Origin of the sequence: Streptomyces sp. NPDC007856 (assembly GCF_042868225.1) — a bacterium.
Classification (GTDB): Bacteria; Actinomycetota; Actinomycetes; order Streptomycetales; family Streptomycetaceae; genus Streptomyces.
This window is the reverse complement of the sequence record NZ_JBIAEC010000053.1, coordinates 1-15,149: the sequence shown is the minus strand read 5'-3', so window position 1 is coordinate 15,149 and position 15,149 is coordinate 1. Positions and strand designations below refer to the sequence as shown.

The 15,149-nt window shown below is 67.5% G+C and carries 13 protein-coding genes and 1 tRNA gene; 5 read left to right on the top strand and 9 right to left on the bottom strand.

Annotated features, from left to right (window positions below):
* Window positions 1–70 precede the first annotated feature (70 nt).
* A complete protein-coding gene (locus ACFYOH_RS43395) occupies window positions 71–1,234 on the bottom strand; it encodes a DEAD/DEAH box helicase family protein (protein WP_388637531.1) in 1,164 nt (387 codons plus the stop codon).
* A gap of 176 nt (window positions 1,235–1,410) precedes the next feature.
* Between ACFYOH_RS43395 and ACFYOH_RS43390 the strand changes: the two genes are divergently transcribed.
* Window positions 1,411–2,448: a TniQ family protein gene (locus tag ACFYOH_RS43390; RefSeq protein WP_388637529.1), complete on the top strand. Its 1,038-nt coding sequence runs from the start codon at window positions 1,411–1,413 to the stop codon at window positions 2,446–2,448.
* Between the two features lie 56 nt (window positions 2,449–2,504).
* Here the strand turns inward: ACFYOH_RS43390 and ACFYOH_RS43385 are convergent.
* From ACFYOH_RS43385 to ACFYOH_RS43365, 5 genes are all read right to left on the bottom strand, one after another.
* A tRNA-Met gene (locus ACFYOH_RS43385) sits at window positions 2,505–2,578 on the bottom strand.
* Between the two features lie 67 nt (window positions 2,579–2,645).
* Entirely contained in the window at window positions 2,646–3,221 is a 576-nt protein-coding gene (locus ACFYOH_RS43380; RefSeq protein ID WP_388637527.1) for a transcriptional regulator, read from the bottom strand.
* Window positions 3,222–4,781 carry a helix-turn-helix domain-containing protein gene (locus ACFYOH_RS43375; RefSeq protein ID WP_388637525.1) on the bottom strand — a complete coding sequence of 520 codons (1,560 nt, stop codon included), beginning with the start codon at window positions 4,779–4,781 and terminating at the stop codon, window positions 3,222–3,224.
* Window positions 4,778–5,065 (bottom strand): helix-turn-helix domain-containing protein, encoded by a 288-nt coding sequence (locus ACFYOH_RS43370; RefSeq protein WP_388637522.1) that lies wholly within the window; start codon window positions 5,063–5,065, stop codon window positions 4,778–4,780. The genes ACFYOH_RS43375 and ACFYOH_RS43370 overlap by 4 nt, the downstream gene beginning before the upstream one ends.
* A 128-nt stretch (window positions 5,066–5,193) precedes the next feature.
* On the bottom strand, window positions 5,194–5,595 hold the full coding sequence (locus ACFYOH_RS43365; RefSeq protein WP_388637519.1) for a hypothetical protein: 402 nt from the start codon (window positions 5,593–5,595) through the stop codon (window positions 5,194–5,196).
* Window positions 5,596–5,981: 386 nt separating this feature from the next.
* On the opposite strand from ACFYOH_RS43365, the gene ACFYOH_RS43360 reads away from it, so the two are divergent.
* On the top strand, window positions 5,982–7,121 hold the full coding sequence (locus ACFYOH_RS43360) for a hypothetical protein (protein ID WP_388637516.1): 1,140 nt from the start codon (window positions 5,982–5,984) through the stop codon (window positions 7,119–7,121).
* 146 nt (window positions 7,122–7,267) lie between these two features.
* On the opposite strand, the gene ACFYOH_RS43355 is transcribed toward ACFYOH_RS43360, so the two are convergent.
* The 3 genes from ACFYOH_RS43355 to ACFYOH_RS43345 form a co-directional block, all read right to left on the bottom strand.
* Window positions 7,268–7,954, bottom strand: coding sequence for a helix-turn-helix domain-containing protein (locus tag ACFYOH_RS43355; protein WP_388637513.1), 687 nt, complete (start codon window positions 7,952–7,954; stop codon window positions 7,268–7,270).
* Window positions 7,951–8,259 carry a hypothetical protein gene (locus tag ACFYOH_RS43350; RefSeq protein ID WP_388637510.1) on the bottom strand — a complete coding sequence of 103 codons (309 nt, stop codon included), beginning with the start codon at window positions 8,257–8,259 and terminating at the stop codon, window positions 7,951–7,953. Before ACFYOH_RS43350 ends, ACFYOH_RS43355 begins: the two co-directional genes overlap by 4 nt.
* A gap of 729 nt (window positions 8,260–8,988) precedes the next feature.
* Window positions 8,989–10,971, bottom strand: coding sequence for a helix-turn-helix domain-containing protein (locus ACFYOH_RS43345; RefSeq protein ID WP_388637507.1), 1,983 nt, complete (start codon window positions 10,969–10,971; stop codon window positions 8,989–8,991).
* A gap of 237 nt (window positions 10,972–11,208) precedes the next feature.
* Here ACFYOH_RS43345 and ACFYOH_RS43340 point away from each other — a divergent pair, with 237 nt between their 5' ends.
* The 3 genes from ACFYOH_RS43340 to ACFYOH_RS43330 all read left to right on the top strand — a co-directional run bounded on the left by ACFYOH_RS43340 (window position 11,209) and on the right by ACFYOH_RS43330 (window position 14,928).
* Window positions 11,209–12,519 carry a hypothetical protein gene (locus tag ACFYOH_RS43340; protein ID WP_388637504.1) on the top strand — a complete coding sequence of 437 codons (1,311 nt, stop codon included), beginning with the start codon at window positions 11,209–11,211 and terminating at the stop codon, window positions 12,517–12,519.
* A gap of 214 nt (window positions 12,520–12,733) precedes the next feature.
* Window positions 12,734–13,756, top strand: a complete 1,023-nt coding sequence (locus ACFYOH_RS43335) for a DUF4238 domain-containing protein (RefSeq protein ID WP_388637501.1) — start codon at window positions 12,734–12,736, stop codon at window positions 13,754–13,756.
* 128 nt (window positions 13,757–13,884) lie between these two features.
* Window positions 13,885–14,928 (top strand): YaaC family protein, encoded by a 1,044-nt coding sequence (locus ACFYOH_RS43330; protein WP_388637498.1) that lies wholly within the window; start codon window positions 13,885–13,887, stop codon window positions 14,926–14,928.
* The last annotated feature ends 221 nt before the right edge of the window (window positions 14,929–15,149 follow it).

Below are 15,149 nucleotides of genomic sequence, written 5' to 3'. Positions count from 1 at the left end.
CCGAGGGGCTACAGACCCTCATCATCCCAGCTCAGGCCCACATCAAACGTCCCTCACAACCAGACCAGCTCTAGATAATGTCGACGCCTTCGGCGCAGCAGCGGCAGTTGGTGAGGACGGCCCGGCGGGGCGGCTGCTGTGAGGCGGGGGTGTTGAGGGGCGCGGAGGCGAAGTCGGTGTAGTTCTTGTGGCGTTCGAAGGGGGGCTGCCGGGAGTTGACGGTGCCGACCTGCAGGGGGGCGTGGTAGGCCGGGGGCATGAGGGCCGCGGTCTCGTGGAGTGTTTCGGCGAAGACGTCCGCTGCGGCGATGCAGGGGTGGAAGGTCAGCGTGCGGCGCAGGTCGTAGCGGTGCTGCGCGACCAGCAGGGCGACTTGGGCAGCTGCGGCACGCAAGGCTTCGCCGGTCCAGGTGTGTGCGGGGAGCCGGTTGAGGAGGCCCCGCAGGTCTTCGTCTCTGATCACGACGCCGGCGATGCGGTAGTCGGCGAGGAGCCCCTCGTCGATCGCCTCTCTCAGGGAGATGCGGTAGACGACGGGCCCGTAGATGCTCACGTCGTCCATGGAGGCGATGACGGTGTTGGGGCTGATGCCCTTTTCGCGGGCTTTCTTTTCGTCGAAGACGCGGGGCGTCGCGGTCATGTAGAGGCGGTGGCGGGCGGGCAGCTTGTCGTCGTGGTGGATGCGGGCCCAGGGCTTGTCGTAGTCACCGGCGGTGCGGTGGGCTTCGTCGGCGACCACGACGTCCCAGCGGGGCAGGTGGAAGTCGCGGTGGGCTTCGACGACCTTGTCCAGGGAGTCGTAGGTGCAGAACACGTTGAGCGGTCCTGGGGTGTCGGCTGCCTGCCAGGCCAGGTCGTCGGCGGTGCCCACCATGGTGAGGACGTCGGCCAGGTACGGGTCTGCGGGGTGGCTTGAGGAGCAGACACCGAGGTAGCGGCCGGGACGTCCTTCGCTGTGCCATTTCGCGGCGGTCTGCTCAAGGAGTCGCAGGGAGGGGACTGCCACCAAGGAGGCGCCTTCGGGTGCGGTTTCCTGGACGACGTGCAGGGCCACCAGGGTTTTTCCGGTGCCGGTGGCCATGTAGACGCTGACACGGCGGTAGCCCTCGATGAAGCTGCTGGCGGAGGTGTCGACGGCGATTTGCTGGCCTCCGCGCAGGCGGGTCTTCAGGCGCGAGGCGGTCGCGGGGGCGGGGGCGGTCGTGTCCGGGCGGATGCGTGTCGTCGTGGCCATGGTCCTCCCCCGGGTGACGGTGTGCGCAGGCACCTGGTGCACAGGGTGGAAGGAGTGTGCGAGGCCGTGGCTGGGCGTTCGCCTGGGTTCACCTGAACGAGTGTCGGTGTTCTTGACCGCCTGCTGGCGGGCCGGTCACGGTGATTCTTGGTGACGGCTTCGGCGGAAGGGCAGCGGTGCTGGACGATCCCGGTCTGTACGGGCCTCGCTGGCCGCTGCCGCTGCGTGTGGGGCCGGTGCCGGGTGAGTCGACGGGGTCGTTCGTGAACCGGCTCGCGCACGCCAACGGCCTGAGCCTGGCTGCTTTTCTCGACCGCGTCGGGCAGGGCGAGGCATCCGCGTACCCCGAGCGGGTGGAGAAGTACCCGCAGTCCACCGAGATGTACGTGAATGAGGCGGGGCTGCGCTATCTGGCTGTCCTTGCTGACCGTGCGGCTGGTCTTCTGCAGCAGGATCTGCCCAGCCTGGGCGCGGAGCACCTGCTGCCAGGCCCAGAGGCGGCGGAGTGGAGGTGGCGCTGGGAGCCGGTGGCGGGGCACCTCGTGCGGTACTGCCCGCTGTGCGCTGATGCCCTGGGTGTCGGCGAGGCGGTGTGGCTGATGTCGCCGGACAGCTGGCAGGTCTGCGTGCGGCACGGTTACTGGTCGGACGACTCCCGCGGCCGCGGTCCGGACTTCGTGCAGCTGGCCGAGCTGCCCGAGACGGTGACGGCGCACCAGGTGCGGCAGCAGCTGGCCGAGCGGTGGGGGCCGGCCGGCGAGGAGTTGTTCGCCGATGCCTTCCAGGTGGCGGTGTACTGGTGGACGTGGATGCCGGACACCGTGTGCTGGGTGCGGCGGGCCTGGACGGCTGGGCTGGACGCGCGGGAGATGCGGGCGGCCCCGCTGGTGATCTACCCGGAGGCCGCGGAACTCGCGGGCGCCATACTGGACTTCGAATGCGCGGGGCGGCGGGATACGGCGGACCGGTCCCGATGGCTTGCGGGCGTGGAGCAGTTGATGGCCGGGTGGGGGGTGGACGTGGCTGAAGGGCGTCAGGCGCTGCTGATGTGGCTGGGGCGCCACCGTAGGGGGCTGCCCGCGCCGTCCGGTCCGACGGGCGGAAACGGGCTGCTACTTGGGGCGGGGCACAACCGGATCGCGTCCCGGACCGGTCCGGTGAGCCAACGCTCGTGCCTGACCTGGCAGTTGGGCATGGCGGCCGCCGACATGTAGGCGTCATAAGAGTGGAGGGCTCACAACCGTACGGTTGCGAGCCCTCCACTTTGCAGTAGCGGGGACAGGATTTGAACCTGCGACCTCTGGGTTATGAGCCCAGCGAGCTACCGAGCTGCTCCACCCCGCGTCGGTGAACACCACCGTACGTCATAGCGGCGGGCGCTGAAGACCATTTTCCTGCCGGTCACCGGCTGCTACGCGGCGAAGCCGATGTTCTTGACGTACTCGTACTGGCCCCACTGGGAACCCAGATCGGGCAGGACATCGGCGGTCCAGGCGTCGTCCAGGCCCTGGTGGTCACCGGCCGCCCAGGATCCGACGATCTTGTCCCAGCGGCGCACGTTCATCGTCCGGTGGGCCACCACCCGCTGGAGCTGGCGCGCCACGCCGGACTGGTCGAGGGGGTGGATCTCCACGCGGGTGCCGCGGCCTTCGCGGTTGAGGCGGGCGGTGAGGTGGCGGGCGACGTTGCGGCGCCGCACCGCCTTGTAGGCGGCGTCGATGCGTTCCAGGTTGGCCTTCGAGGGACGGCGGGTGCCCTGCATCCATGCCTTCAGCGTCCGGTCGCTCACGGTCAGTCCGGCGTCCTTGGCTGCCTGCCAGGCCCTGTCCGACGTCGTCAGGTAGTGCAGGCGGGCCATCAGGCCGCGCTTGGCGGTCACCGGGGTGGCGATGTGAGCGGCGAGCCGGTCGAGCTGGCGGGCGACGGCTTCGCTGCCCTTGATCCCGCTCGCGCCGAACTTCCCGAAGTCGATGTTTTTCTCCGGCATCTACTGCTCCTGCCCCGTGCCGGCTTCGGTGCCGGTCCCTGCGGTGTATGTGTCCTTGACCTTGACCTCGGTAACCGAGCGGCCTTCGGGGAAGACACGGCGCCAGTCTCCGATGACGTGGAGTTCGTCGGTTCCCATCGCCCGTACGACCGTCAGTCCCGCGTCGTGGGCCTTGAGCGCCTTCATCCAGAGGTTGGCGAAGGCCTGGGAGCGGATGATGTGCATCCAGTCCGGGCGGTAGAGCTCCCGGTTGTAGTTCGACTCCCCCATCGTGGACACGAACTTGGAGTACATCGCCTTCACGTACTCCAGCGTCAGCCCGTCGCCGTCAGCGATCGCGGTGTCGCGGGCGTCCTTGAGGGCGATCCGGAACTTCTCCAGGAGGTTCTCGGTGGCTCCCGAGGTGTACGACTCGTGGATCTCGGGCGGCTCGCACAGGCGGTGCTTCGGTCCGGACAGGCGCAGCAGCAGGCGCAGGGTCGGCTCGGTGACCCACAAAGGTCCTGGTTCGTCGCGCTGGCCGATCGGGTTGGGCAGCACCGCGTCGTGTTCCCAGGCGGGCGGGGTGATCAGGTGGACTCCGGCGCGGCGCCGGTCGTGTGCGAAGCCCGTGGTGTGTTCCAGCTGGCCGAGCGGGAGGTGGGTCTTGAGGGCCGAGAGGTAGGCGCCGTTGATGTCGAGTGCGGTGACCTCGTGCCGGCCGGGCGGGAGCGTGGTGCGGGTCCATTTGGGGCGGGCCTCCCAGATCTGGTCGGCGCCCCTGGAGGTCTGCTTCTTGAGGATGTCAGGGATCCAGGGGTGGGCGATCACGTCGTAGCGGGCGCCCTTGCGGGTCTCGTCCAGCAGGCGCATCGCGTCCGGGATGGCCCGCTTCAGCAATACTGCGCTCGCGGCTTCGACGTCGCCCCGGTGCTCGGCGAGCACGGCGTGCACCGCTTCGTGGATCAAGTCGGTGGGTCCGGACGGCTCCTGGAACGCCCGCCCGCGCGGGGCCGTGCCTTTCCCGCCGGCCGGACGAGGCGGGCGGGCCGTACGCGGCATTTGGGCCCGGGCAGATGGCGCGGTGGACGAGGACTTCGGGGTTTGTGCAGGGGTTGCCTGACAGCCGGAGGGGTCCAGATGCTGAGCGAACCCCGCCACGCGCTGTTTGGCCGGACGACCGCACAGCACACACGGCTCGGGCACGGCGAGCAGCTCCACCTCGTCCTCGTCCTGGCCGGGTTCCGTCGAAGACGTAGAGGTGACGGCCGCCGCAGCAGTGCCTGATGCCACAGGCCGCTCCGCAGCCGGCTCCTCCGTGGTCTTGGTTTCGGTCTCGGTGGTGAGTTTGGCGTTCAGCCCGTCCAGCAGATAGGCGTACTTGGTGCGGACCTCACCGGCCGGGTCCCGGCCGCTCTCCCATCCGCTGAGGGTGGACGGGCTCACCCCGAGCGCACGGGCCACCTGCGCCTTGGACAGCCGGGCCCGCTCCCGCAGCTCGCGACGTACCTGACAGGGCGGGAGTGCGGCCTCCGGGCCGACAGCGTCGAGCAGCGAGTCGATCGCGTCGAAGTCACTCACCGGCTCGCCCCCTTCGCCTCGGCCCGGACGGAACGGCGCCGGTCGGCGGGCAGCGCCTCGCATGCTCTGGTCGGACCCGCCAGCAAGTCCAGGGCGCCGATGCCGTAATGCTCGGCCAGGACATCCACGTCGCGCAGGCTCCACGAAACGGCACCCGACTGCCGGCGCGACACCTGCGTCTGCGTCAGCCCCAGCACTCCCGCGACCGACCGCTGCGAGTCACCCGTCACCTGCATCAACGCGGCCACCGTCAACCGCAGCGACTCTTCCAAGGTCAATCCCACGCCCTCATTATATCCGGGTCGATGCAAATTTCGCATGGATATCAGCAAATTGCTTTCAGCGATGCAAAGAAGCTTCATTACCCTGCTCGCGCGGGTCCTTGCTACGGGTCTCTCTTCAGGCCTGCAGGTCAGCGATGAGGACCGTCTTGTTCACGCGGAATCCGGCGGACCGTGCGCCGGGCGTCCCGCTCCGCCTGGCGTGCCTCTTCGACCGCGCGGTCGGACAGACACCGCGGGCACACGAGGTCCAGGACACGGCGGCGCAGGGCCCGGCGCAGCCGGGGCCCGGGAGGCAGCGACCACCCGCGGCAGTGACGGTGCACCGTACGTGCGCGGGTGCCCAAGAGCGCGGCGACCACGGAGGCGTTGCGGGTGTAGGAGGCCAGGAGGAATGCCATCTGCGCCTGGTGGCCGGCCGGGAACCGTGCGGCCAACTCGGCCTGCTCCTCCGGATGGAGGAAGGCATCGTGGCGCTCGCAGCGCGGCGCCTTCCTGTTGTTGCGGGCGGGGCCCGGCGAGCTGGTGTTCATGACTTCAGGAGCCTGCCCGGGGCCGTCTGTGGACAGCGGGCGGCCGGTGGGGCCGTTCCGCATGCGGTGGGTGACAGGGCTTCCGGTGCGTCACCCGGGCTGATGCTGGGTGGCTGTCCGCATGGTGCACAGGTTGGCGTCCGGGTTACGCCTGTGCCGTTGTGGCGCGATGATGGCGTTGCGGTGCGGCAGAGGTGGCCGTGCGTACAGCCCTCTTACGTTTGCGGAGTCACCCGTGTACGAGACTGCGAGAGCCGCTCTGCAGGAGCTCGAGAACGATCAGGTCTTCGAGCGGGTGGCGTTGCATGTGCTGCGGGTTCGTTTTCCGCAACTGCGGATCACCAGTTCCACGGGGGGATCTGGGTCGGGATGCGTTCGGCCGTCCCTTGTTCGGCGAGAACGACCAAGTCGTGCTGTGGGCGAGTCTGCAGCAGCGGTGGACGGACAAGCTGAAGTCCGAGCTGGTGAAGAACGCCAAGCACAGCAGGCGGGCCAAAGCGATCTACGTGATGAACCGCTCGACCAACGAGATCACCAAGGAGAGGTGGAGACAGAAAGCACGCACGGAGTACGGCGTTGAGATGGAGATCGTCACTCTGGCTGAACTGGTCACCGAACTGGAAACAGACGGCTTGCGGTGGGTGGCCGAGCTCGAGCTTGGTGTACGTCCACGGGCTCCACGCAGGCTGTCGACGTGGGCGCAGTACATCGACGCCCTGTCCGTGTCGGTGCCCGGGATGACCGCGCCCTTGGTGGGACGCGAGGCGGAGATGCAGGCGCTCAGAGCGGCATTGGCTGACAGGAATCCGGCGGCGCGGGTCGTGGTGGTGGAGGGTGCGGGCGGGGTCGGAAAGACCCGTCTGGCGATCGAGGCGTCGCGGTCGGTGTCGGCGGTTCTCGTCGCGCCCACGGGTGTGTCGTTGGAGGCCGGCGCGTTCACGGAAGCGCCGGTCGATGGTCCCCTGCTTGTTCTCATTGACGATGCCGACCGTGCCCCGGATCTGAGCGGGCTTCCCGCGCTCCTGCACGACGGCCGTTTCGACCGTGTGCGTCTTGTCCTGACGGTGCGGCCCGGCCGTCACCTGGGGGTGCTGCAGCGCTGGAACATCGAACGCTGGGGCGGTGCTGTCGTCCCGCTTCGTTCCCTAGACAGAGGAGGCATCGACGCGCTTGTCACCGGGCGGGGGATCATGAATCCGGCCTTCCGTGAAACCGTCATCAATCTGGCTCAGGGCAACCCGCTCATCGCTCATGCGGCCTGTGAAGCGGGGCTTGCCGCAAACCGGTTCGACTGGCCGAGCGCGGCCGATCTGCTGCGGGTCACACCTCGAGATCACCGACACTCGGCATCCGCCGCCTCCCACCCACTGTCACCGGTGTCATCACGCAGCCGCCACAGGATCACATGCCGCGCAGCGCGCTCCAGGCGCCGAGCGCCGAGCACGCTTTTTGGGCAGCTTCCGGCTGCTGGTGGCGCCGTCCATGCCGGCGCCACCCGGCTGGCGAGCGGGGTAATTACGGGGTGACGTCTGGAGGGGCGGTCTCGAGCGCGGGATTGACGCAGGCGCTGCTCTTCGCGCTCGGTGTGCTATCTCGAGAGCTGGCGGTTCACGGTGACCTGGGCGCCCTGACAATCACATCCGGTCGAGGGCGCCCATGAGCCGGGTACGACCTACGAGGTCAGTTGCAGTCCGGAAGACACCCGATGCCAGTACCTGATGTTGCGGACCGCTTCGAGATCGAACAGGTCGGCTTGCTGCATAACTCTGACCCAGGCCTCGTCCCACTCGCTCAGCTGTTGCCGAGTTCCGCAGCCGACCAAGAAGGCGCGTAGTTGATCGAGGTAGAGGGGGAGGGTCTGTCGGGTGACGATCCGGCCGAGCGTGCTCAGTGGCAAGTACAGTGGTCCGCCGCCCCGTTTCTGGACTTCGCGGAGGGGAGGCGCCCCAGCCCTCTCGTACACGGCCTGCAGCGCGAGGCTAAGTTCGGCCGCATCGGCGATAAGACGAGGGTGGGGAACGGTGAGCCGGAGGGTGCCGCGTCCCTCTCTGCGAGCCATCACCCACATCTCGTACACCTCGTGAGTCGATGACGCCCACTTGATGGTGGGCGCGAGTGAGGGGCCTCCCAGGGTGTGACAGGCGTCGAGGAAGTCCCCCACTCGGGGCCACCTGGGCACGATCGTGCCGGACGCTGTCCGCTTGTGTGTGGCCGCCGAGCATCGGCTTCGCTGGGCCATGTCCTCGTAGGTGACGCCCACCAGCGCGCGGATCTCTCTCAGTCGGTGGGCCAGCGCTCCGCGGTGACGGGGAGCATCGATGGGCTTTTCGGGACGTCCCACTCCTGTCGCCTCGCTCACTTGGTGTTTGTGAGAGTGAGGACGCTGTGTGCAACGGTTACCGCGAGGCGGCGACCGCCGGTAACTGCAATGGTGACCATGACGCCGATCCCGCTGCAGCCGAGCAAGAACTTGAAGATCTCGCTGACGGGCATGCCCAGGACGTAGAGCACGCACCCGATCACGGGGAAGGCAATCGCTGGCAGTACGTGGTATCCCGTCAGTCGGTTTGGAGTGAACCCGTTCGCCGCCGACTCATGGGTAGGAGTCGGCTCCATCTCTGGGCTGTAAGCCGGGTCGATGCGATGACGGCTGTTCTCAGGCATAGGTAGATCCCCCTGGTAGTGGCAGAGGTGTGCGCCGGCAGGGCGTACGGCGCACACCTCTCGGGTGCAACCCGCACTTGAGACTGGGCAGTTGGCGCTGCGCAGCCCACGGGCACTAGCAGTCTCCCAGGACGAGCCGGTCATCCGATAACCCGTACGCAGGTGCGGACGTCCTGAAAGCGCATTTTGCCCATTGGTTAGCTCATCCTTGTTCACGGTTATCTACTAACCAGTAGAAAGCTCTGAGCTGATGAAACGCAGTTCAGCACGATCGATCGACATCCTGAGTGATGCATCCGGGTGACCCCCGTTCGGCGTAAGTCGGGTGTCATGCATGGCACTTGGCTCAACTGTGTACAAGTTGCTTTTGCTTTACACACACGCGTGTGAGCAGACTGGACACATCGACCGGCCAATCTCCACCGGACGAAAAGCCCCTGGTCAACTGGGTGCAACCAAGATTCAAGGGCATCAACGGGTTCGTGTTGGCGCACGCCCGCGCGAGGGGGGGGAGGCTTCTGCCTCCCCCCTCGCCGTTGACGGTCGTCGACTCCCACAGGCGATCGCTGGGGTCTTGTTCGGCTGGTTCCTGGCCGACGCGATGGGCTTGGTGTGAGGATCCGACGAAGGCAAGGGCCCGCAAGCTGATCTCAGACCTGGTTGGCCGCTGATCACCGCAGAGGCCACCGGCGGCAGGGAGCGACCGCTGACCAGCACCCTGGCCGCGCGCTAGGAGTCCTTCGACACGATCACGCTTTGCGATGCGATCGAGCGCAGGTTGAGGCCCCGCATTGCAAGGATCGATGCCAACCCCCATGCAACTGTGGCGAGGCCGGCTGCTACCTGACGGGCGACCCCCGGCGTGCCCGACCACACCATGACGATGGTGGCGGCACCCCACAAGATCCAGGTTGTCCGCGCCCCGAAGCCGCCGAACAGGAAGCTCATCAGCAGCAGCACCGAGCCACTGGCGATCCACAGCAGATGCAGCGTGGTGACGGTGAGCGGCAGCCCGGCGGAGTGGGCGGTCAGGTAGGCGTGGACCGGGTCGTCGATCGTGGCGACTACGCCGTGCCAGTGCCACCCGTCCGGGGTGTGCCATGTGCGAGCCGTGTGCGACACGGTGTTCGCCAGCACTCCGACGATGGCGATGCCGACGAGGAAGACCGAGAACAGGACGACCAGCTTGATCCACAGGGCGGTCTCGCGCCAACCGCCTGTCAGGGAATCCCCGATTTCCTTGCGCCGTGCCTCGAGCCATTCGGAATCGCTCACGACGACTGGGGACGTCATTCCCATCGCGGCTGCCGGTGCGCGATGCGGTTGCGGCGGAGTCTTGAAGTCTGCGCCCAGTTCCCCGAGGGCCTCCTGCACCAGGAGGACAACACGCTGATCGTGACCGAACACTGCGTAACCGGCACACGCGGTGGTCGCCGGCAGCAGCGGAACCAGCCACCAGGCACTCCACTGCACCGAGCACTCCACGCTCAACGCGGCGCCGGTCGCGGCGAGCCCGGCGAGCAGGCACCGCCCTGCCCGCACGGCCATCGCCCGCGCGCTGATGGTGATGGGCCGGGTCATCGGCTCCCGGCGCAATCCGGCACGGATGGCTGGCCACAGCTGCGCCATCGGGCTCCATGGGTCACTGATGAAGCCGATGCCGATCAGCATCAGGACGTCGAGCAAGATCGTCCAGCCGTCCGCGCCGGACCTGGTGGCCGCGAGATAGAGCGCCGCTGCGGACATCATCGCCAGGCACCCCAAGGCACGCCCCAGCAAATGACAGCCGGTGCGCAGACGATCGACGGTTTGCAGCGCCGACCGGCGCGGCCTGATCAGACGCCACTCATCGCTGACTGCGTCCCGCCGTTGCTGGCCGTCGTTGAGGAACCCCTCTGCGGCACGCAGGGCCTTGTCGAAGTCGGCGCGGAAGAACGCTTCCTGGAGTTCCTCCGGCAGCGGTGGCAGCCTGGGTTCTTCGAAGGAGGCGACGGTTCGGCGGGACTGGGCGAGTTCCTCCTCCAGTTCGTCACTGCGCTTCCGCAGCCGGGCAAGGAGAACCTCGGTCTCGTCTCGGCTGGCCCGCGCCCGGCGCAGCTCCCGTTGGGCCGCCTCCAACTGGTCGGTGAGCTGGCGAAGACGCGTCTCGTTCTCCTCATTTTCCTCGTCGTACTGGTCCTGCAGAGTCGTTACCTGCTGCTGCAGCTCGGCGGTGAACCGGCTGAGGCTCAGTACCAGCTGCTGGGTACGGCCCCGCTCCTCCATCAGCTCCCGGTTGCGCTCGTGGGCCTGCGCGAGTTGTTCGTGGGCTTTCGCGGCCTGGTCCTGGGCGGTGGCCGCGACGCTGGCCAAAGCTGCCCCCGATGGGTCGTGGTCTGCTGCCGCAGGCGGGGCGGGAAGCGCCGGAGCAGGCTTAGGGCGTTGGGCAGCGACGAACAGGCGTAACGCTTCCCTCATGCAAACCGGTTGCTGGCGTGGATGGGTGACGTGGGTGACCAGCTTCTCGACGAAGGCCTGTGAAGGCACGGTCTCGCCGCTCAGGAATGAGGAGATGGTGCTCTTTCCGTAGCCGGTGGGCTCCTCCAGGTCTCGCTGGGTCTTACCTGCCCGTTTCACCAGGGCTCGCAGGTACTTCGCAAGCTCGATGCTTTCGGGCGTCGCGTCTTTGTGAAACCCGCCGTATCCCCGACCGCCCGGCTTCTTCTCTGCCATGACCCCTCCCAGCCACCCGGCTCTCCCCCGCCGTACACCGACGATCAGCGTACGGATAGTCAGAGACTGGCGACAGAGCGCGATGACACGTTGTCCGGCCACAGCTGCCTGTCCGGACCAGTCCGGCCATGTCCGGCCCCCACCTGCGCAAACGCGACCGGACAACTGACGGACAACTCCACCCGGGCAAGGCTTCTCTCAACGCCCCGTCCCTCCCCGAACCTGGAGTCGCTCCGTATGACCCGCCCCGTCGCCGGCACCACCCCCACCCGCTCGCCCCGCCCCGGCACCATCCCCGGTGCCCCTCCCCGCCCACTGGCTCTGCCCGCCGGCGCCGCCCGCCGCAGCACCCGTAGCAAGCTGCCGCGGATGGGCCAGCTCGCCGTCGACATCGCCGACCGCGGACGGATCATCGACCTGCGCCGCGATCCCGACGCCTCAGCCCGGCTGCCGCACGGCCGCGCCAACGGCCGCTACCGATGCCTGGCCTGCGGCCACCGGCTGATCCTGCAGTGGCCCTCCAGCCCCGCCTCCCGCTTCACGCCCCGCTTCCGCCACGACATCGTCTCCTCCGGCGCCGACCACTGCCCGGCCCCCGCCCAACACCAGGCCAACATCCAGGCCGACCTCACCACCATGCTCGCCCTACGCGACCAGCTGCTGCGCGTCCTGCCCCAGGCCAGCTTGAGCCTGCGTATCGACGCCGAACTGGCCGGACAGCGCTGGGGCATACCGCCCGCCCTGATCGTGCGCCGCGGCGACCACGTCGTCGTCCTGGAACGACCACGCCGCCTGCTCACCCCCACCGCCATCACCCGCTGCCTGACCCAGACGCGTACCCAGCACCCGACCTTGGCCGCGCACTGGTGGGTGTTCGACCGCGACGACCCGCTGCACTGCGACGTGGCCGGCACCGTCAACGTCCAGCCCTACGGCAAGACAATCGCGCACACCAAAGTGCGCCCCACCCCTGCCCAGCGGCAGCTCGCCACCGCAGGCGCCACCGTGTGCTGGCTCGCCGGCGACACCGTTCTCCTGCCCTACGGCGGCCACCAGCGCACGTACACCCCCCAGCCTGGAGAGGACTGGAGCGGAGACATGGCCTCCTGGAAACGGGACTGGACCATCTCCCACCCCCATCCCGCTGACGGCGCCACCTGGTGGGGCCTGGTCCCCCAGCCGCTGCTCACGCTGGGCAAACGGACCGACTTCCGCCCCGCCAGTGCCCACGCCACTATGTCCGCTCTGGAACGCGCTGAACACGGCCGGGAACGCCACCGACGCCGCCGCGCCCGTGAACACGCTCAGCAGCGCACACAGACGACCCCCACCCAGCTCCCCCTCCCGGCAACAACCACCACGGCCACCACCAGCGAACCGGCCGACGCCTTCAAATCGCCAACGCCGGCACCGCTGCCGCCTACGGCCGCCGCAGTGCCGCCGCGGCCGTCCATCGTCCCGGACGCGCCCCAGCAGGGACCCTCTCCCCGCGTCCGTCGCCGACGCTTCAACTGGTGGTCGCTCCTGCCGCGCCGCTGGGGTCGTTGAACAATCCTTGCTTCGCCCGCCACTGCCATGCCGGGCGAAGCAAGAACATCGCCGGATAAGTCTTCGAGAGGTCCACTCCGTACCCCAACGAGCGGCCCGCAGCACACCCTTCCAACGGCCCTACCTCGCAGCACAGTACAACCCCCAGCACCCGGTCTCCGGACACCATGAAGCGCATCATTTACTGAGCAGGGACAACCGGGAGGGCAGACGGGTGGGCAGACAGTCCGCAGCGAAGAAGCAGGCGGCCGGCAAGACCCGCGATCACACGGTGCCACAGATGTACTTGCGGCACTTCGCTGAACACCGAGCCCGGCGAAAGTACGAACTGCGTGCCCGTCGCCTCGACACCCTCGACAAGCCCTTCACCGCCGCGCCCAGCGCGATCGCAGCCGAAACCGGCTTCTACTGGGGCACTACCTTGCAGGGCGTCCCCCACCACGCCTGTGAGGAACTCTTCACCCTTCTTGAAGGCAAGGCGGAGACAGTCCTCAAACGTATCCTGGACGACCCCGATTGGGCGTTGCCCTCCGACTGGCCGCTCAACCCGGGCGAAAAGCTGTCTCTCGCCTGGTGGATGGCCGCGCAGATCCTGCGCACCACCAGACAACGCAAGAGGCTGACCCATCACGACGCCGGCACAAGCCCGGCCGCGGTACCAGACGCCGTGACCACGATCGCCGCCAACAACCCGCACCTGCACTACATCGTCGAGAACATCGCTCTCCTGGCAACCGTTCTCAGCAGCCGCCCGTGGGGGCTGGGCTTCAGCGACATGTGCCTGCTCACCAGTGACGTCCCGGTTGCCATCTTCAACCGCCAAGACGCCACGGACCAGATCACTGCCGTCGCACTGAGCGATGTCATGCTCCCCCTTGACCCTCACAGGCTGCTGCTCCTGCCCAGCCCCAGGCGACAAGCTGCCGACATCCGCAAGCGCACCGATCACCGCCTCCACATACCGGGCGCAGTCGGCATGGCTTTCGTCCAGGTCGCTTACGACGTCGCGGACCGCCTCCTCATCCACCACCCCCGCCACGACCCCTGGACCCGCTGGCAGCCCCGAGGTCCCCGCCAGCCGGCCCCCTGGGACGGGGACGACCACCCTGCCCATCAATTCGCCATGGAGTACACAGTCCTGCCGCCGTCCGACAACATCGAACGCCGCTGGACCAGCGAACACCCGTCCCCAGCCAGCCCCTCGCCCAGAGAAGGCCCCACACAACCAACAACCTGAACCGTACTGTCAGGTCGAACCGGCCTCGGGCGTAGTTGTCCGACAACAGGGCGGATGCGGCAGGCCGATTTCGCGGAATCGAACCGGAAACCATCACGCGCGAGCGGACAGCACAGCAGGAGAAGACCATGGACGACATACCAGACTTGCGGTTCGCGCTGCGTTATCGCCGCACCAGCCTCATCGACAAGACGCTGCTCAAGGACTCGTCAGCCAGGAGAAAGTCGTTCTCTGCGGCCCTGCAGCAATTCGAAGAGCAAATGGAAGCGGCCCGCATCGTCACCTCAGCAACTAGACCGATCAACCTCTACTACGGACTCGTCCAAGCCGGACTCGCAATCACAGCAGCCCACACACCAGGAAACTGGAGCTTCGGCAAGCACGGCCTGAAGGTCATCGACATGCAGTGTGATCTCCCCGACATCACAGTGCGTCCCGATGGCGATGGCGCCTTCCAGTACGTGGACAGGGCCACGGAATCCGAGCAGCTGACAGACCCTGTGAGCTTCGGAGCTCTATGGACATCCCTCCCAGACCTGTGCCAGTTCCCGCTCGAGGGCGCGGCGTCACCCACCGCTTTGGACCTCATCAGCGACAGACACGCGGAGAGCATGGACCACACGCAGCACGGCCCGGCCTACTTCCGAGGCGAGATTGCCGTGAACGGTGAAATGCCGCAGGAAGCCGACCGGGAGACCTGGTATCGCACCACCATGGCCAACTACCCCGGCATGTCGAATGCGGAGCTCTGGGGGGACAGCGGCACAACATTCCGGGAACCTCGGAAAGGTCGCTACCTCGTGGCTGTCGGTTGGCCCGTGCCTCAGGGGAAACCAGCACAAGACATCTCGGAGCAGGAGGTTGAGGCGTTCTTTGACAAGCTCGCACCGCAGTACCGCTTCGAGCAGGAACGGTACCTGCGCCCGCGGGTCGGCCCGCATCAGGCGCCTCCCCCATCCTCTCTCATGACGTGGTGGCTTCTGCTGTACACGTTCTCGATGATCTCCCGGTACCAACCTCGAAAATGGGCAGAGATCCTCGACCTCGACAAGTCCCCCAACGCGGCCGTCGTGCAACACGCGTTGGAGATTGCCTTGCCCGTGCTCCCCCACCTGGTCCTGGAAGCCCTCGACAAGGAACAGGTCCTCTTCGGCCGGCCACTACGCCTTTGACGGATCTGAGACGAACGCACAGCGGCCCCGGCCCAGGGGAATGGGGGCCGGGGCCGCTATCCGACCGCGCGCGGGTGATCAGGCCGCGGGCAGGTCCTGGAGGGGGCCTACTGAGACCGTGGCATTAGACGGTGTCCTATGTGGTGAGGCGGAGCAGTCGCTTGTAACAGCACAGTGCTGCAGCGAGGCCAAGAAAGGCGAGGTAGTTGCGGGGATGGCGT